We start from the raw sequence: 26,815 nt of genomic DNA, 5'->3' as shown, positions 1-26,815 counted from the left end.
CAGAAAATTTCAGCTTGATTGATCATCAGGATCGATAAAGACGTTGACCGGGAAATCCCCCAGCGCAGTGCTGATCAACAGCTCCTTGTCTGGTGTGACTGCGCGTGTATGAAAAAGTCCCTTCCAGTTTTCGGTTGGCGCGGCGAACGGTAATTTCACTCGGGTATCGCCCCAAACCCGCGCATTGACCTGGGGATGCACACCGTTTTCCAGCAGGCGATAGGGCCAGCGCGGCACCACCACCAGTGCGCGTTTGCCCTGGTATTCGCGGCAGAACGCGACCACGTGCTCGGCGTGTCGACCGACCACGTCCAGGGGCGTGTAGCTGCCCCGATGGAACAGTTCAGGATGGGCCTTGCGCAAGGCCAGCACCTGGGCGATCAAGGCTTGTTTGATACGCCCGTCCCGCCAGTTGAACAACAGCTTGCCGATGTCCGGTGGGGTAGCCAGCGCGTGCTGCCGTGCGTTGAAATCCACCGGGCGGCGGTTGTCCGGGTCGACCAGGCTGAAGTCCCAGAACTCATTGCCCTGGTACAGGTCCGGCACACCCGGCACGGTGACTCGAAGCAAGGATTGCGCCAGCCCATTGAGCGCGCCAGCGGGGGCAATCGCTTGGGCGGCGGCGCCGATGGCGGTGCGCAGTGCGCGGCCTGCGTCGCTGAGCAGCAGGCGCGTGAGAAACGTTTCCACGCCCTGTTCGTAAGCCTCGTTGGGCGCGCTCCAACTGCTCTGCAACTTGGCTTCGCGCAGGGCCTTTTGTTGCCATTGCCAGAGGCGTTGTTGATAGGCCTCGAGTGCCGGCCGGTCGTCCAGGTGCAGGTCCAGCGGCCAACTGCCGAGCAGTACCTGATAGAGGATCAACTCATCGCCTGCCGATGGGCTGCTGGCGTCGTTGCGCAACGGCGCGGCGAGGCGGCGCCAATGCGTCACCTGTTCGGCATACCACCCTGCGCACTCACTCAACACGGCGAGGCGGGCGCGGCTGTCTTCACCGCGTTTGTGGTCGTGGGTGGCGGTGGCCAGCAGGTTGTCGGGGAACGCCTGCAAGCGCTGCTGATTGGCCGCGTGAAAATCGGCCAGCGGTGCGCTGAACTGTTCGGTACTGAAGCCCACGTCGTTGCGCGACAGCAACACCGCCGAGCGATAGAACGCGGTGTCTTCCACGGCTTTGGCGGCGGCCGGCGAGGTCAATTGCTGGAAGCGCACGCAGGCGTGCTTGAGCAGCTTGCGCTCGCGGCCGAGCGGGCGATTGCGCCACGGTTGGCCGCCCAACCATTTTTCCAGGTTGTCCAGCACCGGCCAGTCGCCTTCGCTCAAGGTGCTGCGCGCGCCCGCCAGGGCTTGCAGGAAAAACGTGTCGTCGCGTTCGCTGCGGCCACAGGCGCTGATGTAGGTGCGGTACACCGGGAAATGCACGATCAGTTCCTGCAGGGCGCGGCGGATCGCGCCGAGGGTCAGGTCGCGGCTCATCACGTCGTCGCGGGCCACTTGCAGCAAGGCCTGGGCCACGCTTTCGAAGTCGCCGGCAAGAGAACCGTTGAGGATCTGCCGGCGCGCCAGCCAGGCTTCTTCGATAAAGGCCGACGGCCGTTCGCTGTGCCGGGTCCACAGCTCGGCCAGCGTTGCGAAGCCTTGCGGGCGGTGTTGCAGCAGCGACAGCTGGTTCATGAATTCGTAGCCGGTGGTGCCGTCCACCTGCCAGTCCTCGCGCAGGGTTTCGCCTTCGCCGAGGATTTTTTCGACGAAAATTGGCAGGTGACGCTCGGGCGACAGCGTATCGACCCGCCGCCGCAGCTTGCGGCAATACCCGCGTGGGTCGGCCAGCCCGTCGATATGGTCGATGCGCAGGCCATCGACCAGCCCCTGGCTGATCAACTCGAAGATCTTGCCGTGGGTGGCTTCGAACACGGCACTGCGTTCTACGCGCAGGCCGCCCAGATCGTTGACATCGAAGAAGCGCCGCCAGTTGATATCGTCCGCCGCGGTGCGCCAACTGGCCAGGCGATAGGCCTGTTGCTCCAACAGCCCGTGCAGGCGCTGGAACCCGTCGGGCTGGCGTGCGTCGAAGGTGCCCAGCCGCTGTTCGATGGCCTGCCGCACGGCGTTGTCGGTGGCGCGTTCGGCCAGGGCTTGTTTGAGCCAGGCCGCTTCGGCGTAGGCATCGCTCTGGTAGGCGAGGGTGCTGAAGCGGTCGGCGAGGGGCTTGAGCAGTTCATCGGCGCCCAGAATCGTCGCGTAATCTTGTGGGCAGATCGGGAAGCGGTGTTCGTAGTGCTCGACGGAAAAACTGCCGTGCGCGGCGTCGAAGTGCAGGGTCAACGTGCCGGTTTGCAGGGCTTCGCCGTAGTCGCTGGCGAGGAACGGCATGAGCAATTGGCCCTTGAGCAGCGGGTCGGGCGAGTGCCATTGAATGTCGAAGAATTCGCAGTAGGGACTCAACCGGCCCCATTCCAGCAGGTCGAGCCACCAGGGGTTGTCGGCGCCGCCCACGGCCATGTGGTTGGACACGATATCGAGAATCAGCCCCATGTCGTGTTGGCGCAGGGCGGCCACCAGGCGGCGCAACGCCGCTTCGCCGCCCAGCTCCGGGTTGACGGTGGTGGGGTCGACCACGTCATAGCCATGCATGGAACCTGCGCGGGCACTGAGCAGCGGTGAGGCATACAAATGGCTGATGCCCAGCCGGGCAAAGTACGGCACCAGAGCCACCGCGTCATCGAGGGTGAACCCTTTATGAAACTGCAGGCGCTGGCTGGCGCGCAGGGGCAGAGCCTTCATCGGTCACGCTCATGGGCTTGATTGCGCGCCACCGCCAGCAGTTCCAGGCGGCGCGCGGCACCCGCATTGTCGAGCAGGCTCGCCGCCTCGCCTGGCAGGCGGCGGCGCCAATTGGGGTGGGTGTCGATGGTGCCGGGCAGGTTGGCTTGTTCTTCGAGGCCCAAGGCATCTTCCAGCGGCAGCAGCACCAGCGGCGCGCGGGTGTGGCCGAGGTAGCGCACGCTGGCATCGATCATGTGGTCGGTTTCATTGCGCACTTCATCGACGAAGTTCTGCGGGTCCTGGCTCAAGGCCTGGCGCAGTGCCTGGCGTTCGCGCAGGCGGTGCTCGCGCCATTGCTCCGTGGTGGGCGCATCGATCAGGCCGAGCTGGACGTTCCAGTCGATGTCGCGGCTGTGCCACCAGCCATTGAGGGTTGGCAGGTCGTGGGTGCTGGTGGTGGCCAGGGCGTTGTCCGGCCAGTCGAGGATCGGCTTGAATTGGCCATCATGACCTTGTTCGAACAGCAGCACGCGCATGCCCAGAATCGAGCGGCCGATGAGTTTGTCGCGCAGGCCGTCGGGCACGGTGCCGAGGTCTTCGCCGAGGACGATGGCCTGGTGGCGGTGCGATTCCAGCGCCAGCAGACGCAACAGATCGTCCACCGGGTAATACAGGTAGGCGCCGTCCTGGGGCGAGGCATCCATGGGCATCACCCACAGGCGTTGCAGGCCCATCACATGGTCGATACGCAAGCCGCCGGCATGGGCGAAATTGGCCCGCAGCATCTCGATAAACGCACGGAAGCCATGGCGCTTGAGGCCTTCCGGGGCGAAGGCGGAGATGCCCCAGCCCTGGCCGGCGCGGTTGAGAATGTCCGGCGGCGCGCCGACGGTCAGGCCGGCGAGCAATTCGTCCTGGCGGCTCCAGGCCTGGCTGCCGCCACCGTCGGCGCCGACGGCCAGGTCGGCGATCAGGCCGATGCTCATGCCACTGCCTCGGGCGGCTTGTTGGGCGCGTTCCAGGCAGCGCGCGATCAGCCATTGGCCGAAGGCGTAGAAGCCGATGTCGTCGCGGTTTTCCTCGGCGAAGCGCAGGAGCGCCGGGCTTTGCGGGCTGCGCCATTGCTCTGGCCAATGGCGCCAGTCGAGGTCTTCGCCAGCGGCGGCGCGCGCGGCCTGGACCGCTTCGAAACGGCAGTGGTTCTCCAGGGCTTCACCGCCCGCCTGGCGGAAACTGAGGAAGTCGGCGTGTTGCGGGTGTTGACCGTGGCGGAAGTCGTCGTACAGGGCACGCAACAGGCGGTGTTTGGCCTTGGCCGCGGTGGGCCAGTCGATCAGGGTGTGTTGTTCGAGGGTGTGCAGCTCGTCGGCCAGACCGCAGGCCTCGATGGCATTGCGCACCTGGCGCTCACCCAGGATGCAGCCGGGCGATGCGTACAGGCTATTGAGAAACAGGCGGCTCGACGGCGAGTACGGGCTGTAGCGCTCGGGGTCGGCGCTGAACATCGCGTGCATCGGGCTGATCGCCAGGGCGTCGGCACCGCGTTCGGCGGCCGAGCGGGCCAGGTGTTCCAGCGCCAGGGTGTCGCCGAACCCGCCGTCGCCGAGGCGGCGCAGGGCGTACAACTGGGCGCTCAGGCCCCAGGCACGTGGGGTTTGACTGTCGACGGCATCGGCGACGCTGTAGCAGTGACGAGGGGCCACGGCCAGGGTGAAGGCCTGGTCGGCGATATGCACTTGGTGGTAGCCGAGGGCGATCACGCCGGGCAGTACTGCGTTGCCGTCGAGGCGTAATTCGAGGACTTCGCCCTCCTCGAGGCTGACCCTGCAGACGGTGTCGGGCGCGAAGTAGCGCGCCAGGTCCAGGCCTTCGCCACTGTCGACGGTGAGCAAGGGCGGCAGGTGTTTGTCCTGTTGCACTTGCTCCAGGTCTCGCAGGCTGGCGTCGATCTCGGCATCGCTGTCTGCCGGGTGGCCCAGGCCTTTGAGGACGGCGCGCAGGGCGTCCGGTTTGACACGTTGCGGGCGGCCGTTTGCGTCGATCCAATCGACCGCCAGGCCCGCTCGGCCGGCGAGGATTTCCAGGTTCGCTTCGCTCAAGGGTGCTCTCCAACAGGGGATAGGGTAACGCGTGCGCTGAAGGGCGCCAGGTGCGCGTGGTCATGCGCCGGCGTTTGGAACAGCACATGCTGCGCAGCGGGGTGAGCCAGGGCCGTGGCACTCAGGTTCAGGTCGATCTGTAACAGGCTGCCGTTGCCCAGGCGCCAACGCGCACTGACGGCGCGGTCTGCCAGCACCTGCGCACCGAGGGCCACGCTGCCGGGCAGGTGCGGCACGATATGCTGGTGGCGCAGGCGCAGCAGGTGGCGATAGAACTCGGTGTGTTCGTTGGCGGCGAATGACGGCGCCGATTGCTCGAAGGTCGGCAGCGCGTTGGGATCGGGAATCCGCTCGCGCCGCTCGGGGTCGTGGAACGCGGCGAAATCGGCGAATTCATTGCGACGTCCTTCGCGTACCGCTTCAGCCAGTTCGCCATGGTGGTCAGTGAAAAACAGAAACGGCTCGCTGGCGTTGACTTCATCGCCCATGAATAGCAACGGGATCATCGGCGACATCAGTAGCAAGGTGGTCGCCGCCTTCAGCGCCTGGGGCGAACACAGTTGGTGCAGGCGTTCGCCGAGGGCGCGGTTGCCGATCTGGTCGTGGTTCTGCAAGAACGCGACGAAGGCGGTGGGCGGCAAGCCGCTGCTGGGTTCGCCGCGTGCATGCCCGTGGCGCGTGGTGTGGCCTTGGTAGACAAAGCCGTCGCTGAGGCAACGTGCGAGTTTGGCGGTAGGCGCTTGGGCAAAGTCGCTGTAGTAGGCATCGGTTTCGCCGGTCAGCAGCACATGCAATACGTTGTGGAAGTCGTCGTTCCATTGCGCATCGAAATCGTGTTTCAGCAGGCTGGCCTGGTTCAGTTCGTTTTCCAGCACCAGCCAAACATGACGGCCGATGTCGACCTGCTGGCGCACCCGGTGCGCCAGTTCCCGCAGGAAACCGGGGTTGTCGATGGCGTGTACCGCATCCAGGCGCAGGCCGTCGAAGCGGTAGTCGAGCAGCCACATCAGGGCGTTGTCCAGAAAGAAGTCCCGCACTTCACGCCGCTCGAAGTCGATGCCGGCGCCCCATGGCGTATGTACATCTTGCTGGAAGAAGTCTTTGGCGTACTGGCCCAGGTAGTTGCCATCGGGGCCGAAGTGGTTGTAGACCACGTCGAGCAAGACCGCGAGCCCGTGTTCATGAGCGCTGTCGATCAGATGCTTGAGCTGTTCGGGGCTGCCGTAGGCGGCGTGCGGCGCGTAGGGCAGCACGCCGTCGTAGCCCCAATTGCGCTCGCCGGGGAATTGCGCCAGGGGCATCAACTCAATCGCGGTAACGCCCAGTTCGGCCAGGCGTGGCAGGTGCTGCTCGACGGCTGCGAAGCCGCCCAGCGCGCCGACATGCAGTTCGTAGATCACCGCTTCATGCCAGGGGCGGCCCTGCCATGGGTGGTGTCGCCATTCATAGGCGAGCGGGTCGACCACCAGGCTCCAGCCATGCACGTCCGAGGCCTGGGCCCTGGATGCGGGATCGGGGACATCCATTTCCCCATCGATGTTGTAGCGGTAGCGCGTGCCTGCGGGGCACTTTATCTCCGTTTCGAACCAGCCATTTGCCTGGGGCAGCATGGCGACCGAGCGGCCATCTTGCAATTCAACGCTGACATAAAACGCGTCTGGCGCCCACAAGGCGAAACGCGTGTGTTGCGCGTCCAGCATGATTGCGCCGTGGGGCCAGGTTTCCAGAGTCCGTAACGGCATCTATGAAGACCTCCCTTGATTATTTAGTCGATTTCCCCAGCGCCTTGGCCACCAGTTGTTCATACAGTTCGGCATAGGGTTCGACCGCCTGGCACCAGTTGAACGGTTGGGTCATCGCCCGGCAGCGCATGGCGTTGAGCAGGCCTGGGTAGGCGAACACTTTGAACGCACGGTTCAGGGCTTCGCGGTAGCTGTCCACGGTGGACTCGTTGAACAGAAACCCGGTGACGCCGTCTTCGATGGTGTCCGCCAGGCCGCCGGTGTTGCGCGCCACCGGCAGCGAGCCGAAGCGCTGCGCGTACATCTGGCTCAAGCCGCACGGTTCATAGCGCGACGGCATCAGCAGGAAGTCGCTGCCGGCAAACATGCGGCGGGCGTCGGTTTCGTTGAAGCCGATGCGTACACCGACCTGGCCCGGGAAGCGCAGCGCCAGTTCGCGCATGGCCTGTTCTTCTTCCGGCTCGCCACGACCGATGATCGCGATCTGGCCGCCGTTCTCGACGATAAAGCTGGCGACCGCTTCGGTCAGGTCCAGGCCTTTTTGATAGACCAGCCGCGAGACCACGGCGAACAGCGGGCCGGTGGAGTCATGCAGGCCAAACAGGTTGCGCACGTGGGCGGCGTTGACTGCCTTGCCTTCCCAATCGCCGATATTGAAGTTGTGGGTCAGGTGCGTGTCGGTGGAGGCTTCCCAGCTTTCATCGATGCCGTTGGGAATGCCGCTGAGCAAGCCTTGCTGGGTCTTGCTGGCGAGAAAGCCGTCCAGGCCGCAGCCGAATTCCGGGGTGGTGATTTCCTGGGCGTAGGTGGCGCTCACGGTGGTGATGTGGCTGGAGTAGGCCATCCCCGCCTTGAGGAACGACATCTTGCCGTAGAACTCCATGCCTTCCTGTTGCAGCGCATGGGGCGGAATGCCCAGCTCCGGCGTGGAGGCCAGGCTGACCACGCCCTGGTATGCCAGGTTGTGGATGGTGAACAGGGTCGGTGTGCGTGACCCACGCCAGTGCATATAGGCAGGGGCCAGGCCGGCGGGCCAGTCGTGGGCATGCACCAGGTCCGGGCACCAGTGGATCTGGGCGAGGTTGGCGGCCATGTCGGCAGCGGCCAGGCCCAGGCGCGCGAAGCGGATGTGGTTGTCCGGCCAGTCGCGGCCGTTGTTGGCGCCATAGGGCGTGCCTTCGCGCTCGTACAGTTCGGGGCAGATCAGTACATAGATAACCAGGCCATCCTTGAGGTCCATGCGCCCGATCTTGCATGGCGGCAGCGCGGCGTGGCCACCCAGTTCGCCGATGATATGGATCGGGTTGTCGCTTTCCATCACCTGCGGGTAACCGGGGATCAGCACGCGCACATCGTGCAAGTGCCCCATGGCGCGGGGCAGGGCGGCGGAAACGTCGCCTAGGCCGCCGGTCTTGACCAGGTCGGCAAATTCGGAAGTGACGAACAAGACTTTCTTTCGATTGGGGTTATGACTCACGACCGGCCGCACAGCATTGGGCAGATCGACCAACGATGTTGGCCCCCCTGCCGATTTACTAAAACGCTCTCCCTGAGTTTCTACTGCGGCACTGATCATAGTTCTCTCCCACATGTTGGTTGGCTGGTGGCCCGCTGCCACTAGCTCCGAAGACCGCTTCCTGCGGCCAGACGCACAAGCGCTATACAAACTGGCAAGGCTTGTGCCAGTTGCACGGTTAGCTGAAATAGATTGGATGGACGGGCATTCGGTCTGAACCGCTTATGCACGCCTTACCCTAAACCTGACCTACGGCAGAGTTTGAAAGTTTCGATTTTTTGCGGGGCTTTTGTTTTTGAACGGACCCATCGAGCTTGAGTCTAGGACAAATCCTAAAGACTGTAGGGTTTATGTGGAAATTTTGTAGGACAAAAAAACTTGTAACGATATGCGACGTTAGAAAACGGTATGGGCGCCTGGCGATCGGTGGATAGCGCGTGGCGAGGGCGCGCGGTCCGGTTGGTGGGCTGGCGCCCCGCTTCAGGGGCGTTTCGGGAGCAGGCGCCTCGTCACCGCAGTGCGCGTGCGCTGAATTGGTGCGTCAGCCGAGCACGCGAATGGGCGTGCCCGCGGCCCAAGCCTGGATATCGGCAATCATCTGCTGATAGAACTGCCGGTAATTCTGCTCGCTGACATACCCGACGTGGGGAGTGGCCAGTACGTTTGGCAAGCGGCGCAACGGATGATCGACCGGCAATGGCTCCTCGGCATACACATCCAGCGCGGCTCCCGCCAGGCGGCCGTTGCTCAAGGCCTCCAGCAGCGCCGGTTCGTCCACGATCGGCCCGCGTGCCGTATTGACCAGGCGTGCCGTCGGCTTCATCCAGCCGAGCGCCTCGGCATCCACCAGCCCACGGCTACGCTCGCTGAGGACCAGGTGGATGGTGAGAATATCGGCCTGTGCGAACAAGTCGCGCTTGCTGACCCACGTCACCCCGGATTCCGCCGCGCGTTGCGGTGTAAGGTTTTCACTCCAGGCAATCACCCGCATCCCGAACACCTGGGCAAATTGCGCGACCTTCTGGCCAATGCTGCCCAGCCCCAGGATTCCCAGGGTCTGGCCATGCAGGTCGCCGCCCAGGCCCACCTGCCAGTGACCGGCGCGCAGGGAATTGGCTTCGGCCAGCAGGTTGCGCGTGGACGCCATGATCAACGCCCACGTCAGCTCCGGTGCCGCGTGTTTATAGCTGTCGGTGCCGCACACCTGGATACCCAGGGCTTTGGCGGCGGCAAGGTCGATGGCGGCGTTGCGCATGCCACCGGTCACCAGCAGCTTGAGGTTGGGCAGGCCTTGCAGCAACGGGCTATCGAAGGTCGAACGTTCGCGCATCACGCAGATCACGTCGAAGCCTTTCAGGCGCTCGACCATTGTGGCGGTGTCCGCCGGGTAATCATGCAGAAAATGCACCTGGCCGAGCGCCCCCAGGGCTGACCAGTCCACCACATCACGGGCGACGTCCTGCCAATCATCAATGACTGCAATCTGTAGCGACATACGCGGGCGCCTCTTATAACGTTGGATTAAAGGTGGTCGAGCCCCTGCAGCAAGGCCTTGTGGAACTGCGCCGGTTCTTCCATCTGCGGTGCGTGGCCCAGGCCGGGGAATTCCACCAGGGTGGCGCGGGGGATCAACTTGGCTACCTGTTTACCCAGCACCGCGTAGTGCCCGATCTTTGCCTTCACCGCCGGCGGCGCGAGGTCTTTGCCGATGGCGGTGGTGTCGCTGGTGCCGATCAGCAACAGCGTGGGCACCTGCAGGTCCTTGAACTCGTAGTACACCGGCTGGGTGAAGATCATGTCGTAAATCAGCGCCGAGTTCCATGCCACCTGGGTGTGGCCGGGGCCTTTGTTCAGGCCGGCGAGCATCTGTACCCAGCGCTCGTATTCGGGCTTCCAGTGGCCGGCGTAGTAGGTGTCGCGCTCGTAGCTGCGGATGCCGTCGGCGCTCACCTGCAATTCGCGTTCGTACCATTGGTCGACGCTGCGATAAGGCACGCCGAGGGCTTTCCAGTCTTCCAGGCCGATCGGGTTGACCAGCGCCAGTTGCTCGGTTTGCTCTGGGTACAGCAGCGCGTAGCGGGTGGCGAGCATGCCGCCGGTGGAGTGGCCGAGCAGGGTGACCTTCTGAATGCCGAGTTTTTCCAGCAGTTGGTGGGTATTGATCGCCAGTTGCTGGAAGCTGTACTGGTAGCTGTCGGGCTTGCTCGAGGTGCAGAAGCCGATCTGGTCGGGTGCGATCACGCGGTAACCGGCGTCGCTCAGCGCCTTGATCGAACCCTCCCATGTGGCGCCGCAGAAGTTCTTGCCGTGCAGCAGCACCACGCTGCGACCGTTGGCTGTGCCGCTGGCCGGGATGTCCATGTAGCCCATGTGCAGGGATTTGCCCTGGGACTGAAAGCGGAACTGTTGAACCGGATAAGGGTATTGGAAACCCTGCAGTTCAGGCCCGTAGCTGGGGCCTTCGGTGGTGGCGAATACGGGCGCTGCGCCGGCGGCGAGCAGGCCGGCAACGCAAAAGGTGCGCAGTAGAGGCATGGCGGGGCTCCGAGTGGGGAGCTCGGATGCTGTTTGCAGGCGATTAAGTGGGGATTAACACCCAGTGCAGGGTCAGCGCGGCCAGCACGCCATACCGCACGCCCTTGGCCAGGGTCACCAGCAGCAAAAAGCGCCACAGCGGCTCGCGCATCACCCCGGCGATCAAGGTCAGCGGGTCGCCGATGATCGGCACCCAACTGAGCAATAACGTCCAATGCCCCCAGCGTTCGTAGTGGCGGCGCGCCTTGTCGAGTTGCCGGGCGTTGACCGGAAACCAGCGCCGCGCCTTGAAGTGCTCGATCGAGCGCCCGAGCAGCCAATTGACCAGCGAGCCGAGCACGTTGCCCAGCGTCGCAATGCCTAGCAGCCACCACAGGCTGTAATGCCCGCTGAGCAGCAGGCCCACCAGCACGGCTTCCGATTGCAAGGGCAGGAGGGTGGCGGCGCCGAATGCCGCGAAAAACAGCCCCAGGTAACCCGTCAGCATCGATCAGTGTGCCGGGTAGTCGGCTACCACCACATCTTTACCGTCGCGGGTCAGGCCGATGACTTGGTAGGCGTCGCCGTGGCCGTCCATTTCCATGCCGGGCGAACCCATGGGCATGCCCGGCGCGGCGATACCGAGCAGATCATCGCGCTTGCGCAGCGCCAACACGTGCTCGGCGGGTACGTGACCTTCGACGAACTTGCCGTCGATCACGGCGGTATGGCACGAGCCCAGGCGCGGCGCGACGCCGAGGCGTTGTTTGACCGCGCTCATATCGGTTTCAACGTGATCATTGACCTTGAAGCCGTGGCTTTCCAGATGGCGGATCCATTGTTTGCAGCAGCCGCAGTTGGCGTCGCGGTGTACGTCGATGGGGATCAGCTCGGCCGCCTGGGCCAGGCCGGTGGTCAACAGGGCTGAAAGCAGGGCCAGTCGCAATGGGGTTTTCATAGGGCGTCTCGCAAGTCAGAGAAGGTTGTGGGATGGGCGCTATCATGCCAGTTTACGTCCACCGCCAAACCCCCTTCAGGTGCTGGGTTGACCTGCGTCCCGTGGTTTCAGCGAAACTCGAACCGTTCGCTGTGCAGGTTGGCCGGTGGAATCCGGTGGGCGTTCATCAGCTCGCGAACCTTGACCAGCAAGCCTTTGGGGCCGCAGAAGCTGATATGCACTTTGTCGGGGTCGGTCTCGGCCACGGCTTGGCGCAGGGTGTCGGCCAAGCGTTCGAGGCCGCCGGCATTACTGACGAATTGCGCACCTCGTAAGCGGGCCATGGTCTGCACCTGTTCGGCCGGCGGGAAGGCGCGTGCGGGCGTGAAGCAATAGACCAGCGTGGCTTTGTCGAAGTCTTTGGCGGCTGGGTCTTGCAGCCAGGAAATAAACGGCGAAATACCCACACCGGCGCCGATCCAGATTTCCCGTTCGGCCTGCACGGCACGCTTGAAGCGCCCGTAAGGCGCATACAGATCGGCGCGCATGCCGACCTTGGCGCAGTCTGCCAGGGCGTTGGTGTAATCTCCCAACCCTCTGATCATGAACGCAATCTGCCCGTTTTCACGGTTGGCGCTGGCGATTGTGAAGGGGTGCGGCTCGCGCAACCCTTTGACCTGCATGGCCAGGAACGCGAATTGCCCGGCCTTGAAGTCAAACCCTTTGTGAATTGGCGCCAGTGTCAAATGCAACGCGCCGTTGGCGCGGTTGACGGCCGTCACCCGGTATTCGCCGGCACGCCCAACCCAGGGGTAGAGCACCAATTTATAGAGGGCTCCGATGACGCCCAGGCTGCAGCACAAGGTCAACCAGACGCCCGATGGCGCGGTCAGGGTGATCGGCGATTTGAAACTCAGCCCGTGCAGGATCACGATCAGGAACAGCGGGCCAGACAACTTGTGCCACCAGCGCCAGACGTTGTAAGGAATGTTGCGGTTCAACGCCAACAGCACGATCAGGCCCAGCGCCACGTAGCTCAGTTGACGGACGAGGCGCGTCCAGTATTTGGGCAGCTCCAGGATGGGCACGCTGTTCCACACATCCAGGTTAGCTTTGAACACAAAGTGATACGTGGCGAACACCAGCGCCCAGATGCCCAACCACTTGTGTACTTCATAGACGCGATCCAGGCCGCCAAACACGTTCTCCACCACCGACCAGCGACTGGCCAGTACACAGGACGCCGCCATGTACACCAGCGCGCAAGTGCCGAGCAGCAAACTGAGGGTCGCTGAGGTCAGCCACGTCTTGACCGGTATATCCATGAGTAACGTCAACGTCGTGATCAGGAAGAGGACGACGAGGCAGTGACGGGTTTTCAACGGGTGCTCCTAGGGTTTCTTCGGGGGAGTGAATACTCATCTCACATTTTTAGGTTACCCGGTTACGTGAAGAGCGGCCTTGACGTCGGTCATGCGCAAGGGCACAGGCCATGGCCTGGCCCCCGCGCTGAAGTCGACCGAGGTTTTTCGCTCAGTTCTTGAAGGTCGAGTGTTTACGGCCCTGGTCGCACAGGGCGAACACCACCACCAGCAGTGCCGCGATCGCGAGGATAATCACCACCCCGCCTGTGGCGTGGGTCGGTGACGCGGCCACCAGGGACAAGGCTCCCAGCGGTGCCAGGCCGCCGGCGATAGCGGTACCGATTTCGCGGCCGGTGCCGAAGCCCGAGGAGCGCGTCTGGGTCGGGAATTGACGGCTTAAGAACGAGCCCTGGGGCGCGAACATCATGGGAGCGAGCAGGCCGGTGCCGACGCCGATGGCAATGTAGATCATTAGGCTGTCGCCAGTGTCGAGCAGGGCCAGGAACGGGTAGGCAAACAACAGCGAGCAGACGCCGCCGAGTACCAGCACTTTTTTGCTGCTCCATTTGTCGCACAGCCAGCCGAAGCACGGCACCGCGACGATGGCGATCAGGCTGGCAATGGTCACCGACAGCGACGTGACGTGCACATCGACGCCTTTGAATTGAGTCAGGTAGGCCAGGGAAAACGTCTTGAAGATATAGCTCAGGGCGTTGTAGCCAATGGCTACGAAGAACACCACCGCCAACCCCTTGAGATCGTTCTTGAACAGCGCTTTGAGTGGCGAAGGCTTGGCGACCTTGGGTGCCTGGCTCAGCTCCTTGAACTCCGGGGTTTCCGGAATGCTGTTGCGCACCCACAGGCCGACGCCCACCAACGCGATACTGCAGATGAACGGGATACGCCAGCCGCCTGCCAGCATGAAGTCGTTGCCATTGATGGTCAGCAGGTACACGGTCAATGACGACAGCAGCAGGCCCAGGTTCAGGCCCAACGCCGGCCAGGCGCCCTGGCTACCGCGCTTGCCTTCCGACGCGTGCTCGTAGGAAGTGACCGCCGCGCCCGATAACTCGGCCCCGGCGCCCAGGCCCTGGATGATCCGGATGAACACCAGGACGATCGGCGCCCAGATGCCGATGGAGGCATAGCTGGGGATCAGGCCGATCAGCGTGGTACACACGCCCATCATGCAGAAGGTCAATACCAGCACCTGTTTGCGGCCGAACTTGTCGCCCAGGTAGCCGAACAGAATGCCGCCGAAGGGTCGGGCGATAAAGCCGATGGCGAAGGTGGAAAAGGCCATGAGCGAGGCGGTTTTCGGGTCACTGTTGTCGAAGAAGATCTTCGAGAACACGATGGCCGCCATGGTGGCGTACAGGTAAAAGTCGTACCACTCCAGCATCGATCCGAAGATCGTGGCGGCGGCGACTTTGCGCAGGCGTTTTTTGCTTTGTGCCGGCGTTTCCGGGGCAGCGGTATGCGGTGTTGCCGTCATTCTGTACTTCCTTCTGAGTCATTATATTTATTGTCAAAGTGACGCTTGTGGCGATGGCCCGGGAAGGGCCGGGGATGCGGTGTCAGCCGGGTGTGAACATGCGATCGGCGATCATTTCGCCGATGGGAATCGCCGAGGTGGCGGCGGGTGAGGGCGCGTTGCAGACATGGAGCATGCGGGGCGTCTGGGCGAACAGAAAGTCGTGGACCAGGCTGCCGTCGCGCATCACGGCCTGGGCGCGGATGCCTGCTTCGTAGGGCAGCAGATCTTCGCGGTTCAACGACGGGCAGTACTTGCGGCATTGCTCCAGGTAGCCGGACTTGAACAGTGAGTTTTTCATCTCGACGCTGCCCGAACCCAGGTTCTGCCAGAGGGTTTTCCAGAAACCGGGGAAGCTGGCGTACTGCGCCACGTCGCGCCAGTTGATCGAGAGCTTGCGGTAGTTCTCCCGGCCCAGGCCCAGCACGGCGTTGGGGCCGACCGTGATGCTGCCGTCGATCATCCGCGTCAGGTGCACGCCGAGGAACGGCAGTTCCGGGTCCGGAATCGGGTAGATCAGGTGGTTGACGAGGTTGTTCTTCGAGGCCGGCAGGCGGAAGTACTCGCCGCGAAAGGGGATGATCTGGTGGTCGATCTTGACCCCGGCCATCGTCGCCAGCCGATCCGACTGCAGGCCGGCGCAGACCACCAGGTGCCTGGCTTGCCAGGCTTCGCCGCGGGTGTTGACGGTGACCTTGTCGGTGTCTTCCGAAATGGCGGTGACGGTGCGCTCCAGGCAGATCTCACCGCCTTGTCGGCGAATCACCTGGGCCATGGTTTCGCAGACTTCGCGGTAATCGACAATGCCGGTCGCATCGAGAAACAAGCCGCCCAGACCGATGATGTTGGGCTCGCGCTGGCGCAGTTGGTCGGCGTCCAGGCGTTCGACCTTCAGCTCATTCAACTGCGAGCGCGCATAAAGTGCCTCCATCCGCTGCATTTCCAGGGGCGTGGAGGCCACCAGCAACTTGCCGCACACCTCGAACTTGATCCCGTGTTCGCGGCAAAACCGTTTGGTGGCCTCGGCGCCGCGTTTACACAGATCGGCCTTGAGGCTGCCGGGGGCGTAGTAGATGCCAGCGTGAATCACCCCACTGTTATGCCCGGTCTGGTGCTTGGCCAGCGAGGCTTCTTTTTCCAGGATCACCAGTGAGGCGTTGGGCTGGCGTTTGAGCAGCTCCATCGCAGTGGCCAGGCCGACGATGCCACCGCCGATGATGCAGAAATCGTAAATCATGGTTTGGAGTACCTAAGGGCTGCACATTTCAGTCTGCTTATCAGGTTGTCAGACTAATGTTTTTGTTAAAAAAATGGCGTGCCTGAGGCACGCTGCACAAAGCTTGGATCATTCAATTCGTGGCAGGCAGCTCAAGTTGCAGGCGTTTGGCCGCTGCGCGCAGGTGCGCTTCGGCATTGGCTGCGGCCGCTTGGGCATCACCGTCGGCGATGGCCTGGTAAAGCGCCTGGTGTTCCTGGGTGGCGTCGGCCGAGCCACTGGCAAAACGCGACGCCGAGTTTTCCCAGGCGGTTTTGCGCGCACTGGCCAACTGGCTGCGCAGAAAGTCGTGGAAGGCGACAAAGTAGTCATTCTTGCTGGCTTCGGCGATGGCGCGATGAAACTCGACATCGGCGAGGGCGGCGGCCTCGAAGTCGGCGCGCTGGTCGTGCATTTCCTGCAGCGCCTTCTGCATGCGCTGCAGGTCGTCGGCATCACGGCGTTGGGCGGCGATCGAGGCGGCCTGGGTTTCGATCCACAGGCGCACTTCGAACATCTGCGCCAGGTCCGGACGACGACCGTTTTTTTCCGGGAAGCGAAACACCGTACCCGCAGGGGTTTGCGAGATAAATGAGCCCAGGCCACGCTTGGCTGTCAGCACACCATCGGCCTTGAGTTGGGCAATGGCTTCGCGCACCACCGAGCGGCTGACGTTCAGTTGTTCAGCCAGTTGCTGTTCAGTGGGCAAACGCGACTCGGGCGCCAATTGGCCAGAATCGATTTCGGCGCGGATGGCGCTGACGACCCGTACAACGAGCGAGTCAGGGCGCTGGAGCTCAAGCATGGAAAAAACCTTGGTAGTCAGGTTGTCAGACAATAGAGGTTACGCTTTTGCCTTGTCAAGATGTTGCCGGAGATGTTTGCAGGCTGTCCGGTCGTTGGGTCGATAGGCTTGCCGTCGAGACTAAGGCGCATCGCGGCCGTGCGGAAGCTCGACGGTATGTTGGCTTATTCGACGAAGGCGGGGTTTTCCAAGCGTTGCTTGAGCTGGTCCAGCGCAACCGTGGACAGCTCCACCATGCGCTCGTGCAAGCCGGCCAGTTGCAGTTCGGTTTCATAGGTCAACACGCGCTTGAACAGCGTGCCGTCACGACAGGCGTGCAGGCTGTAGTGAATCGAGCCGTCGACGGCCAGGGAGGTGAATACCGCCTTGAATTCTTCCGGCGGCCGGGCGATCTGCACGCGGTAACTCATCGGCACCCGCACGCCCAGCAGGTCGATCACCTCGGTAAAGCGCGTGCCGGCGGAGAGTGAACCGGTGGTGCCGGTGTCGGCACTGAGGGAGGTCGGGTGCCATTCGTGCCAGCGATCGGGCTGGGTTACATAGTTGTAGACAGCCTCGATAGGCGTTTGGATAAAGCGTTCCTGACTGATCCGCTCCAGGCGGACCGACTGCTCGACAGCGCGCATGGAACACCTCCTGTGTGGTGAAACTCTGCACCCGGAGCTGTCAGGATAGACCTACTCCCGTGCATTGCACGGGAGTGTCTCATTAATTTATCACTGCACCTTGAAGCGGCTCATCAGCGCGATCACCCAGGCATTGGCGTTGAGCAGGCTTTGCGTATTGGTTTCAGTGGCATGGCCGCTTTACACCCGCTCTTCGACCATATGTCGGATATGGACCATGCTGCGGTTGATCCACTCGGTCACAGCGCTTTGCTGCTCGGCAGCCGTGGTTGAGGTTGTTGATATGGCTGACTGGCCGGCGTGTGAAGCATGTTCTAGAGACCGTCCCCCTGAGCACTGGCTTCAAATAGGTATTCTTTCCTAAGCGGTTTACCCATTTCTTCGAGCAGACCGTTCTCAGTGAAGGGTTTTGGATTAATGGTGCTTGGTGGCGTGGCGGGGTCGTTATCGAGGTCAAAAGGTTCTGCATCGCTGGGCAGGCCAACGACTTGGTGTTCTAAATGCGGGACGACGTCCGTTCTGCCTGATTCCCGACGTTGGGTACTCTCACCCGCCAGGAACGTGCCGGTGGCGCCATTGTAGGCATGCCCAATCTCGTGAAAGAGGCCGTTTACGGGAAACCCTGTAAAGGTACCGTCAGCTCGCTCCCGGGTAGACTGGGGGTCATAAAAAATGTGGGCACTATTGGCGCCCAAACCGGCCACACCATTTTGGATGATTCCCTGCTCCGATGGGGTGAGAGCTTCGTATGCCTCAGGTGTCAGCTCGTCCTGATCAGTTCTCCCGAAAACGTATGACGTGTTGCCCGAGTCACCTCGTTCGATGGTGACTTTGCCGCCGTTCAGCACGGCGAGTTCATCCATTTTGGCAAGGGTCTGTTGGCCTAGCGGCGAACTGCGCAGGAATTCGAGGTCGTCGGTTACCCGTTGTTTGAACTCCAGGTGCCCGTCTTTCACGATGAACGCCTGCTCGCCGGCGTTGCTGGGTTTGACCTCGGTGAAAGCCGAGCCTTGGGTACGGTCGAAATGATCACTGGCGTTGGCGTAGATACGGTCTTTGCGCTGATTATTCAAAATGGTGTCGTGGCCTTTCCCTGTATAGAAGGTGGTACGGTCGCGCCCTATAAGAAGGTCATCGTCATTGCCGCCATGTGAAACCGTATGCCCGCTGCCTGAGACGAGTACATCTTCGTTGTCGCCGCCGTCCAGATAACTCTGCTTGGTGGCGGGACCGTCGCCGGCAATGAGCAGGTCCATGCCCTTATTGCCATACATCACGGCATGGCCGCTTCCCCCAAGGATGGTGTCGTCGCCGTCATTGCCCTCGGCATAGCCGAGACCACTGCCCAGTTGCAGGAAGTCCTTGCCGTTCCCGCCATAGAGTCTGCTCCGGCCGCCGCCTGCCCGGATGTAGTCGTTGCCATCGCCCCCTTCAACGTCAACACGAAGCTTGACGTCATCGTCGATTATTACCGTGTCATCGCCCCCTTGGGTTTCGATCCAGAGGTGCTGCTCCGGGCCCTGTTTTTCTTTGATGTCGAAAAAATAGGGCTTGTCGTTGATCAGGATTTGCAGCTTGTCGCCGGGCCAACTGCGTACATGGATACGGTCCGAATGGTTACCGCTTTCCACTAAAAGCCAATTGTTCATAATCTCCGGCTTTTCAGGGGTCGATGTATCCCAGTCAATGAGTCGACTGATTGTCACGTCGCCGTCAGTGTGCAGCGGGTGTTTTCTGCGGTTACTGTCGTCTGGCGTCAGATCGGATGGGGGATCGTAAGGCGAGGGTTTATCGCGAGGGGCAGGTTGTGGCGTGTGGGTATGAGTGGCTGCGAAATAAACGAGAGGAAATAGCATCGGCGGGGCCTTCACATTCAATGAGGTGAGCATCTGATTGCGCATCAGGGCTGCCCATTCCGTGGTGGGTTGGCTGAAAGTGTTCCGCAGGATGGCGAGAAGCTTGGTGCAAAATGTTTCGTGCCGGCGGTGATCGGCGGGCCAAACGCGCCCTTTGAAGGCAGGTGGATAAGCGACGGCTTGAGCGGTCTCGCTCTGCGCAGGGAGAGCGAGACGCACGTGTGATCAGCGGTGGTAGTAACCCGGGCCGCCACCGTAGTAACGGTGGTCATGCCAGCCACCACCGTGTGGGAAAATGATGCAGCCGCTCATGCTCAGGATGATCAACAAGGGAATCAGCAGTGTGATTCGACGGAACATTTCAAAATCCTCTAGGGTACTCATAGATTGAATCAGGCGACGGGCAAGCCAAAGTTTTTCATCGCCTGTAACATGAGACCCTGCCGACCCGATTCCATCCCCGCCAGCGGGTATGTATTTGGCATGTTCGGCGATACAAAGTGGATACATTCTTAAGGTTCAGGAACCCGTCATGACGCAAAAGCAACGTTTGAAATACTCGATTCTGATCTCCCTGGTCGTACTGGGGACGATGTTTGGCCTGTCCTACTTGCAGAACACCGGGGTTATCAGCGAAAAAACGTTCCAGTACATCGCCATTGCGGTGGCGGTCACCGTGGTCGTGATCAACGGTGTGATGCGGCGCAAGGTCAAGCCCAACTTCTGATTCTGCTGCGTGGGTCAGGCGCGGCCTTCGAGCACTTTGGCAGCCTCTTCATGGAGGCTGTAGCTTTTGTCGGCATTGAGGGTGATCACGCCCTCGCTGCATAGGCGCTTGAGTACCTCGCGCACGCTGAGAAACGACAACGGGATGCCCAGCTCCAGCAAATGGCTGTGTACCCCGCGTACCCCAAGGGTGCGCTGGTTGTCGGCGGCGGTGAGGAGGGCGTCGATGACCTTCAGCCGGATCAGGCTGGTGCGCAAACCAAAACACTTGAGCAAATGGCGGATGCGCTGATTGCCGTGCTGTTCAGGTGCGCTGCCGAACGCTTGGGCGCCTCTGCCATGAGCGGCCTCGACGGTCGGTGAATGTCCGTCCGTGGGCAGTTGCGAGTTGTACATGCAAAAAACTCCTTATCAGAGCCTGATCAGGAAAATGATGGCGCTGTTACCTAATAAGACGAACGAGCGATGCAAATCATGAAGTGCCGGATGTAGAAAATTTGTCGGTATCCGCTTTGTCACATTGCAATCGCTCTGGATAGACGTCTTCTGGCTGCTGTTCCCGTCACACCGGCCACACTTCGCCGGCGAAAATCTGCAGGTCGCCGGTCAAGTCATCCGCAGGGGTGAGGGTGCCCGAGGGGCCGGGGCGTGGGTCTGCCGAGCGAACGCCGTAGTTAACGCGTCCGGCTCTTCCATACACGGCGATGCCGGTGGCGCCGGTCAATTCGGAGAGGCCCAGAACATTCTGGGTGGTATTGAGATGATGGCGCCCTACCAGGGCAACCCACTTGTCCTCGCCTGCGTGTTGCTCGATGGTGCGGGTGGCGTAGTAGTTGAACTCTTCGAGTCGTCGTTTGGCCTGCGCAGGCGTCTTGATGGGGCCGCCGAACAGGTGGCGTTCGTCGTTGTGCCGCGTCAGGTAAAAATGGTCAAGCGGTACGATTTCGATCCCGTTGTCTTCGAATTTCTTCAACAGTTCGCCCAGGGTCGGGCGTTGGTTGGGAGGGCGGTATATGAGCCCGATCCGGCCCATGCCATCGTCTTTCCAGCGCATGATTTTGTCGTACACCAGGCCTTCGACGAATAGCTTTTTTACCTTGTTCTGAACAAACACATCGACGTTGTCATACAAAGTTCGGAAAGCCGCCAAGCTGCTGTGGGATTCGCCGAATACCAGGCCAGGCGCCGTGCGAAAAGCATCGGCAATCACATCGCTCGTTTTCTTTGGCGCGGGAATGTTTGGAAACTCGGGGCGGGGGGGCAGCCCGTTTGCGGCCATGTGTGTATAAAAATCGCGCATTTCCTGGGCGAATTTCTCATGGGTTGCCTGCTTTCTGCTGGGGGTGAAATGGCCCTCGATGGGGCGGCCACGAATGCTGCTCACGTACTCGGCGTCGGGCAAATGGTCGATTTTACGCACCGGCTCGACTGGCAGCCCAGCCGGCGGTTGACTGAGTGGCGGACGTGACGGTCGGCTCAGCGGGTTGAAGCGATGATCGCGAGCCGATCGCCCCGGGTGTTGGGCAGTGGGTGAGGGCGGCATCAGCGTATGGACAGGGGTGAATGCGTCGAGTGCGGGCCCATAAGGCTGCATGGCGTCTGAATCGAAGGCATACCATTTACCGTGTTGGCGTATGGCCGAGCCTTCCACTTGCTGCGTACCCACCTGTAAAACGCCTGTTGCGGCGGCCTCGTAACGTTGGCTGGCGATGACCAGCGACTGGCCGTTGGCAGTGCCGCGCAGCTTGCGGATGCCTTGCGCGCTGGCGCTGATGCCATCCGTGACAAGTCTGCCTGCACCCACCGCCAGGTCAACGCTGCCACTCAACGGGTTGAAGGCGTTGAGTGCGGTGACCCCGAGGATTTTGCCGCCGCGCGCCAAGGCACCCAGGGTTGAACCCGCGTTTGTCACTGCCTTGCCGAGCTTTGCGGTAGCGCCCAACCCGGCCGTCACAAAGCCAAATATATCCAGCGCCAGGTCAATCGCGCCGTCCTTGTAGTGACCGTTGCGCAAGTGGGTGATGGCCGAGCGGAGGGGGATCAGGTTCAATAATGCGTCCGTTGTTGAACTCACCCATTCGCGTCGCGCCTCGTCCGGGGTTTCGCCTGCGGCGTATCGCTTGACGGCAGGGTCATCAAACCCCAACGCCTTGATCAGCGCGTCGGCGATGTAGTGGGTTCGCGGACTTTGGAACGTGTTGAAGGTGGGGTATTGCGGTTCCTTTTCTTCGGCGTCGTAGTTGTGGGTTGAGCGATTGGGATGAAACGCTTCGATTTTGTTGACTTCGTCTGACACGTATTGGTGGGGCCGGCTGATCCTGCCCTGGTCAACCTTGGAGATGATGCCGGTTGTGGTATCGAATTCGTATGTCTGATGGCTGTTTTGATATTCGCTGTGTACGAGGATCTTTGGGCTGGTGTGGAAGAGCTTGTCTTGGGCGAAAGGAATCAAGCTGGTGCGGTAGTCGTTTTCCTTGAAAAAACTGATTTTTCCATAATTGAGGCGTGTTCGATCGGCCAACGGCAGGCGGTCAATGGCACTGATGAGTGAGTATTTTTTTACCTGTTTGATAGTGTCCAGCGCGTTGGTAAATGCCGTGTCGAACGCCTGCGGGATATTGAAAGACGGGCTTCGGGTGAACTGCGCAAACGCCTCAAGATCGATGTCGGCGCGCGCGCCTCTGACCAGCCAGCTCTGCGCGTCGATTTCCAGCCCCTGCTGAGTGATGTCGAGCATCGAATAGGCTTGGCTGAAGCGCGGGGCCTTGGGGTCGTTGGATTTATAGTTGATGTGCAACACGCGGTCCTCAAAGTCATCGCGTTCGCCGAAGGTGGCTTTCAGCAGATCCAGCGCCATCTGTTTGCGGCTGGGCAGTGTCGCGCCGACTTCTTTGGACGCGGCGCTCAATTCGCTGTGTTGGGTATTGAAGGCTTCGCGGGTGTACTCGATTTCTGCGTTGTTGTACGCCGCATCGTCTTTGGCGTAGAGAAAACCGTTCACCACGCCCCAATCGATCAAGGCGGCCTTCTGCGCCGCTTCACCCGCCGGTGCTATTGAGTCGGCATGGCGCATGACTTCGGCAAAATCCATGTGCATTGCCTTGCCGGGTGCCTGGGCTTCAATCGCAGCCACGGCGATGCACAAGTTGGCCCATGCCTGGCTGCCGTACACCACCGTGGCGGGAATATCCTTGACCAGATATTGCGGCGCCACCCGTGCCAGCAGCAACCTGGCGCCGAGATCCGCGCTAGCGAGGGAAGTCTTGCCGCTGTCGCTCAGGTGTTTGGCCAGTGCGCTGATCACACTGGCTGGCGACATGCCCCAGTGACTGTCGGCAGCGAGGTTGAAGCCCGCGACGGTATTTCTGCCAGGCTGTTCGATGGATTCGGGGTCCAGCCCCAAGTGGATCGCGCTCAGTACATAGTCGTTTGCGCTGGTATCGGTCGCGATGCCGCCGACCTTGGCCTGTATCGCCTGGCCCAGCTCCTGCGCCTTGGGGGTATCGAGGAGTTTCTCCAACGCCTTGGCCGGGTCCTGTAGCTCGGTACCGGATAGCGGATTACCTTCCAGCAGATACCCCAATGCTCCGCGCCGAGGGTCGAAAAGGGGCAGGCCCGGCAGTTTCTCGGTGTTGTCGGCAACGACGTCGCGCACCACGCGCTGGTGTTCCACGCTCAGCGGCAATGCCCAACTGAGCCCGCCGCCCAAGTTGCCCAATGGGTGCGACAACGAATGATTGATCAGTGCGTCGGCCATGTCGAAAAGGTCTTCACGCGTGGCCGGAATGTACGTGCCGTGGTGTGTGATGAAACGCTCAAGGCTGATTTTCTGCGGCGATTGATGCTGAAGCGCCGAGTCTGGATCGACGTCCATCAGGGTTTCTTGCAGTGCGCGCAGCACTGCTTCGGCGCTGGCTTGCGGTGCCAGTGACTGGGCGGCCTGCTTGAGTTGGCGGGCGAGCGTTTGCAGGTTGCGCCTGTGCGCCAATGCGGTTTTGAGGGCCTGGCGGTTGTCATTGCTGTCGACTTCTTGCTCTGTAGGCGGGTCTTCGACCGGAGCCATGTCGTCGGTCGCTAAAGCCGTGGGCAACAGCGGGTAAACAGGTTGCTGGGACGAGCCGGAGGTTAGGGTGACGGATGTCATGCTGAGTACCTTCTTTCACACGGTGAGGCAGTCCTTGCCGACGAACGCCTTTGTATGAAGGCGCTCGTTTGGGTGTTGAAAGCAGGTGCTTGTGTTCCGCTTGCGGGCGGTGCGGGTTGTCAGTATGTGTAACGGAGGCCATCGGCACTTGGACTGGCCACCCTCGTAGCGCAGAGAATGACGCGGCCGCATTCGTACCTAAATTATTCGCGGGCTGTTGCGTTCTTACGTTGGGGTGATTGCCCTGTGAGGCGGTTTAATCTGACGGTGGGGTCTGCGTGATTATTTGTAACGGGTTGTCCAGGGTGTGTGTGACGGCGCTGTTGCTGGGCGTGAGCCTGGCCGCATCCGCGCGCGAGGCGGTGGTGCAGGCGGCGGCGGACATCCGACGCACCAGTTTCGGTGTGCCCCATATCCGCGCCAGTGATGAGCGCGGCCTGGGCTTCGGCATCGGTTACGCCTATGCCCAGGACAACCTGTGCCTGCTGGCCAACGAGGTGGTTACGGTGAGCGGAGAGCGCGCCAGGTTCTTTGGCCCTGAACAATCGACCCTGGAGGAGCGCAACAACGTTACCAGCGATGTGTTCTTTGCCTGGCTGAATACGCCAGAGGCGGTGGCCTCGTTCTGGGCGGCGCAGAGCCCACCGATCCAGCAGCGTATCGAAGGGTACGTCGCCGGCTACAACCGTTATCTGACAGAGCAGGGCGCTCCGGCCCAGTGCCAGGCGGCGTGGGTACGGCCGATCACGCCGCAGGATGTGATCAAGCTGACGCGCAGGCTGCTGGTGGAAGGCGGCGTCGGCCAATTCGCCGAAGCCCTTGTCGGCGCCACGCCGCCCACCACCACCGCCCATCGACTGGGCGATGCCAAGGCCTTTGAGCTGGCCGCTGCGCATCAACAGCGTTTCACTCTGGACCGAGGCAGCAACGCCGTCGCCGTGGGCCGTGACCGCTCATTCAACGGGCGCGGCATGCTACTGGCCAATCCGCATTTCCCCTGGATCGGCGGCATGCGCTTTTATGAGATGCACCTGACCATCCCTGGCCAGCTGGATGTGATGGGCGCTGCACTGCCGGGCTTGCCGCTGGTGAATATCGGCTTTAACCAGCATGTGGCCTGGACCCATACCGTCGACACGTCCAAGCATTTCACTGTGTATCGCCTGACCCTCGATCCCAAGGATGCCACGCGCTACCTGCTGGACGGTAAATCCATCCCGCTGGATAAAACCACGCTGACGGTGCAGGTCAAACAAGCCGATGGCAGCCTCAAAGGGCAGGCGCATACCGTCTACCGTTCGCAATTCGGCCCGGTGGTGCAATGGCCTGGCAAGCTCGATTGGGACAACCGTTACGCCTTCAGCCTGCGCGATGCCAACCTGGGCAACGACCGCGTGCTGCAACAGTGGTACGCGATGAATCGCGCCGGCAGCGTCAAGGAGCTGCAAACCGCGGTACACACCCTGCAAGGCATCCCGTGGGTCAATACCCTGGCTGCGGATGACCAGGGGCAGAGCCTGTTCATGAACCTGTCGGTGGTGCCCAACGTCAACGCGGCCAAACTCGCGCAATGCAGTGACCCACGGGCCGGCCTGCAATTGATCGTGCTCGACGGTGCCCGCAGCGCCTGCGCCTGGGACGTCGACCCACGCGCTGCCCAAGCCGGGATCTTCGCGGCCGACCAGTTGCCGCAACTGGAACGTACCGACTACGTGCAGCATTCCAACGATTCGGCCTGGATGGTCAACCCCAAGGCGCCCCTCACCGGTTTTTCCCCGGTGATCAGCCAGGACAACACTGGCCTCGGCCCCCGCGCGCGTTTCGCCGTGCAACGCCTGCAGTCGCTGGACAACCGGCCGATCAGCGTTGCCGACCTGCAAAACATGGTGATGGACAACCAGGTCTACCTCGCCAGCCAGGTGATGCCCGATTTGCTCGAATTCTGCGCCAAGCACCTCGGCGCCGACACCGCCACGCTGCAACCGCTGTGCGCCAGCCTGCAAACCTGGGACCAGCGCGCCAACCTCGACAGCGGCCTGGGCCTGGTGCATTTCATCAACCTGATGCAACACCTGCAGCACAGCCCTGACGCCTGGCGTGTCGCCTTCGACCCGGCCCAACCCCTCACCACCCCACGTGGCCTGGCCATCGAGCGAGCGCCCGTCGCCAAGGCCCTGCGCGAAGCCATGCTGGCCTCGACCGTCGAGGCCGGCCAACTCGGGCTCACCGCCAACAGCCGCTGGGGCGACCTACAAGTCTCCGGCCAGACCCCAATCCACGGCGGCCCGCAACAGCTTGGCATCTACAACGCCATGCAAACCGTGCCCCGCGCCGATGGCAAACGCGAAGTGGTCAGCGGCAGCAGCTACCTGCAAATCGTCACCTTCGACGCCAACGGCCCCCGCGCCCAAGGCTTACTGACATTCTCCCTGTCCAGCAACCCTGCATCGAAATACGCAAAGGACCAGACACACGCATTCTCCGAAAAAAACCTCCACGCGCTGCCCTTCAGCGAAGCGCAGATCAAGGCCGATCCGCAGTACCAATCGCAGGTCATCAAAGAGTAGGGCGCGCACGCAACCCCTTGATGCTAGGGCAGAATATTTTTTGAAATCAAGGGGTTGCAGGCAAAAGCAAATGAGTACATAATGGCGCCCATCGAACGCAATGAAGCATTAAAAACTTCAATGTATTCAATGAGTTAGAGTAGAGGCACGCTTTACATAGCCCACTCAAGTTTGTATGCGGTGAGTGCCAGCAACCAGGGTACTGATCGTTTGAGGCCGAGTAGCAAAATGGTTATGCAGCGGATTGCAAATCCGCCTACGCCGGTTCGATTCCGACCTCGGCCTCCACTCTTAGAAACCCCGTAGATTAGCGTCTACGGGGTTTTTTATTGCCTGTTGGAAAGTGCTGGAGTTCCGAAACTTTAGGGGG

The 26,815-nt window shown here is 61.7% G+C and carries 19 protein-coding genes, 1 tRNA gene and 1 pseudogene; 3 read left to right on the top strand and 18 right to left on the bottom strand.

The window, feature by feature from the left end; all coding sequences use genetic code 11:
- Window positions 1-9: 9 nt before the first annotated feature.
- The 16 genes and pseudogenes from JN756_RS16770 to JN756_RS32120 form a co-directional block, all read right to left on the bottom strand.
- A complete protein-coding gene (locus tag JN756_RS16770) occupies window positions 10-2,778 on the bottom strand; it encodes a malto-oligosyltrehalose synthase (protein WP_128191372.1) in 2,769 nt (922 codons plus the stop codon).
- Complete coding sequence (gene malQ, locus JN756_RS16765; RefSeq protein ID WP_057004598.1) at window positions 2,775-4,859, bottom strand: 4-alpha-glucanotransferase; 2,085 nt, start codon at window positions 4,857-4,859, stop codon at window positions 2,775-2,777. The genes JN756_RS16770 and malQ overlap by 4 nt, the downstream gene beginning before the upstream one ends.
- Window positions 4,856-6,601 (bottom strand): malto-oligosyltrehalose trehalohydrolase, encoded by a 1,746-nt coding sequence (treZ, locus tag JN756_RS16760; RefSeq protein WP_201021089.1) that lies wholly within the window; start codon window positions 6,599-6,601, stop codon window positions 4,856-4,858. Before treZ ends, malQ begins: the two co-directional genes overlap by 4 nt.
- 19 nt (window positions 6,602-6,620) lie before the next feature.
- Entirely contained in the window at window positions 6,621-8,177 is a 1,557-nt protein-coding gene (gene glgA, locus JN756_RS16755; RefSeq protein ID WP_079443969.1) for a glycogen synthase GlgA, read from the bottom strand.
- Window positions 8,178-8,658: 481 nt separating this feature from the next.
- Window positions 8,659-9,612, bottom strand: a complete 954-nt coding sequence (locus tag JN756_RS16750) for a D-2-hydroxyacid dehydrogenase family protein (RefSeq protein ID WP_126588522.1) — start codon at window positions 9,610-9,612, stop codon at window positions 8,659-8,661.
- A gap of 26 nt (window positions 9,613-9,638) precedes the next feature.
- The gene (locus tag JN756_RS16745; RefSeq protein ID WP_201021088.1) at window positions 9,639-10,652 is read right to left on the bottom strand and encodes an alpha/beta fold hydrolase; all 1,014 of its coding nucleotides are present in this window, start codon (window positions 10,650-10,652) and stop codon (window positions 9,639-9,641) included.
- A 43-nt stretch (window positions 10,653-10,695) separates the two neighbouring features.
- Entirely contained in the window at window positions 10,696-11,139 is a 444-nt protein-coding gene (locus JN756_RS16740) for a YqaA family protein (RefSeq protein ID WP_017846389.1), read from the bottom strand.
- A gap of 3 nt (window positions 11,140-11,142) precedes the next feature.
- The gene (locus JN756_RS16735; protein ID WP_017846388.1) at window positions 11,143-11,589 is read right to left on the bottom strand and encodes a DUF411 domain-containing protein; all 447 of its coding nucleotides are present in this window, start codon (window positions 11,587-11,589) and stop codon (window positions 11,143-11,145) included.
- Window positions 11,590-11,696: 107 nt separating this feature from the next.
- A complete protein-coding gene (locus JN756_RS16730; protein WP_057004596.1) occupies window positions 11,697-12,950 on the bottom strand; it encodes a ferredoxin reductase family protein in 1,254 nt (417 codons plus the stop codon).
- A gap of 151 nt (window positions 12,951-13,101) precedes the next feature.
- Window positions 13,102-14,427 carry an MFS transporter gene (locus JN756_RS16725; RefSeq protein ID WP_169865274.1) on the bottom strand — a complete coding sequence of 442 codons (1,326 nt, stop codon included), beginning with the start codon at window positions 14,425-14,427 and terminating at the stop codon, window positions 13,102-13,104.
- A gap of 82 nt (window positions 14,428-14,509) precedes the next feature.
- Window positions 14,510-15,703 (bottom strand): L-2-hydroxyglutarate dehydrogenase, encoded by a 1,194-nt coding sequence (lhgD, locus tag JN756_RS16720; protein ID WP_201021087.1) that lies wholly within the window; start codon window positions 15,701-15,703, stop codon window positions 14,510-14,512.
- A gap of 112 nt (window positions 15,704-15,815) precedes the next feature.
- Window positions 15,816-16,526, bottom strand: coding sequence for a FadR/GntR family transcriptional regulator (locus tag JN756_RS16715; RefSeq protein WP_017846384.1), 711 nt, complete (start codon window positions 16,524-16,526; stop codon window positions 15,816-15,818).
- A gap of 164 nt (window positions 16,527-16,690) precedes the next feature.
- The gene (locus tag JN756_RS16710; protein ID WP_128191376.1) at window positions 16,691-17,152 is read right to left on the bottom strand and encodes an SRPBCC family protein; all 462 of its coding nucleotides are present in this window, start codon (window positions 17,150-17,152) and stop codon (window positions 16,691-16,693) included.
- A gap of 90 nt (window positions 17,153-17,242) precedes the next feature.
- Window positions 17,243-17,434: pseudogene (locus JN756_RS16705) on the bottom strand (hypothetical protein); the annotation flags it as partial.
- Between the two features lie 32 nt (window positions 17,435-17,466).
- Window positions 17,467-19,227: a M91 family zinc metallopeptidase gene (locus tag JN756_RS16700; RefSeq protein ID WP_236255032.1), complete on the bottom strand. Its 1,761-nt coding sequence runs from the start codon at window positions 19,225-19,227 to the stop codon at window positions 17,467-17,469.
- 6 nt (window positions 19,228-19,233) lie between these two features.
- A complete protein-coding gene (locus JN756_RS32120) occupies window positions 19,234-19,368 on the bottom strand; it encodes a hypothetical protein (protein ID WP_017846380.1) in 135 nt (44 codons plus the stop codon).
- A 172-nt stretch (window positions 19,369-19,540) separates the two neighbouring features.
- On the opposite strand from JN756_RS32120, the gene JN756_RS16695 reads away from it, so the two are divergent.
- Window positions 19,541-19,735, top strand: coding sequence for a hypothetical protein (locus tag JN756_RS16695; protein WP_017846379.1), 195 nt, complete (start codon window positions 19,541-19,543; stop codon window positions 19,733-19,735).
- Window positions 19,736-19,749: 14 nt separating this feature from the next.
- Here the strand turns inward: JN756_RS16695 and JN756_RS16690 are convergent, their stop codons facing one another.
- A complete protein-coding gene (locus JN756_RS16690) occupies window positions 19,750-20,130 on the bottom strand; it encodes a fe2+ zn2+ uptake regulation protein (RefSeq protein WP_201021086.1) in 381 nt (126 codons plus the stop codon).
- 166 nt (window positions 20,131-20,296) lie between these two features.
- On the bottom strand, window positions 20,297-23,878 hold the full coding sequence (locus tag JN756_RS16685; protein ID WP_201021085.1) for a membrane-targeted effector domain-containing toxin: 3,582 nt from the start codon (window positions 23,876-23,878) through the stop codon (window positions 20,297-20,299).
- 278 nt (window positions 23,879-24,156) lie between these two features.
- Here JN756_RS16685 and pvdQ point away from each other — a divergent pair, with 278 nt between their 5' ends.
- Both pvdQ and JN756_RS16675 read left to right on the top strand, forming a co-directional pair.
- Complete coding sequence (gene pvdQ, locus JN756_RS16680) at window positions 24,157-26,445, top strand: bifunctional acylase PvdQ (RefSeq protein ID WP_201021084.1); 2,289 nt, start codon at window positions 24,157-24,159, stop codon at window positions 26,443-26,445.
- A gap of 214 nt (window positions 26,446-26,659) precedes the next feature.
- Window positions 26,660-26,733 (top strand) — tRNA-Cys (locus tag JN756_RS16675).
- Window positions 26,734-26,815: the final 82 nt, after the last annotated feature.

It is taken from the genome of Pseudomonas sp. Y39-6, assembly GCF_023651955.1.
Lineage (GTDB): Bacteria > Pseudomonadota > Gammaproteobacteria > Pseudomonadales > Pseudomonadaceae > Aquipseudomonas > Aquipseudomonas veronii.
The sequence above is the reverse complement of the archived record's forward strand: the minus strand, read 5'-3'. Positions and strand labels throughout refer to the sequence as shown.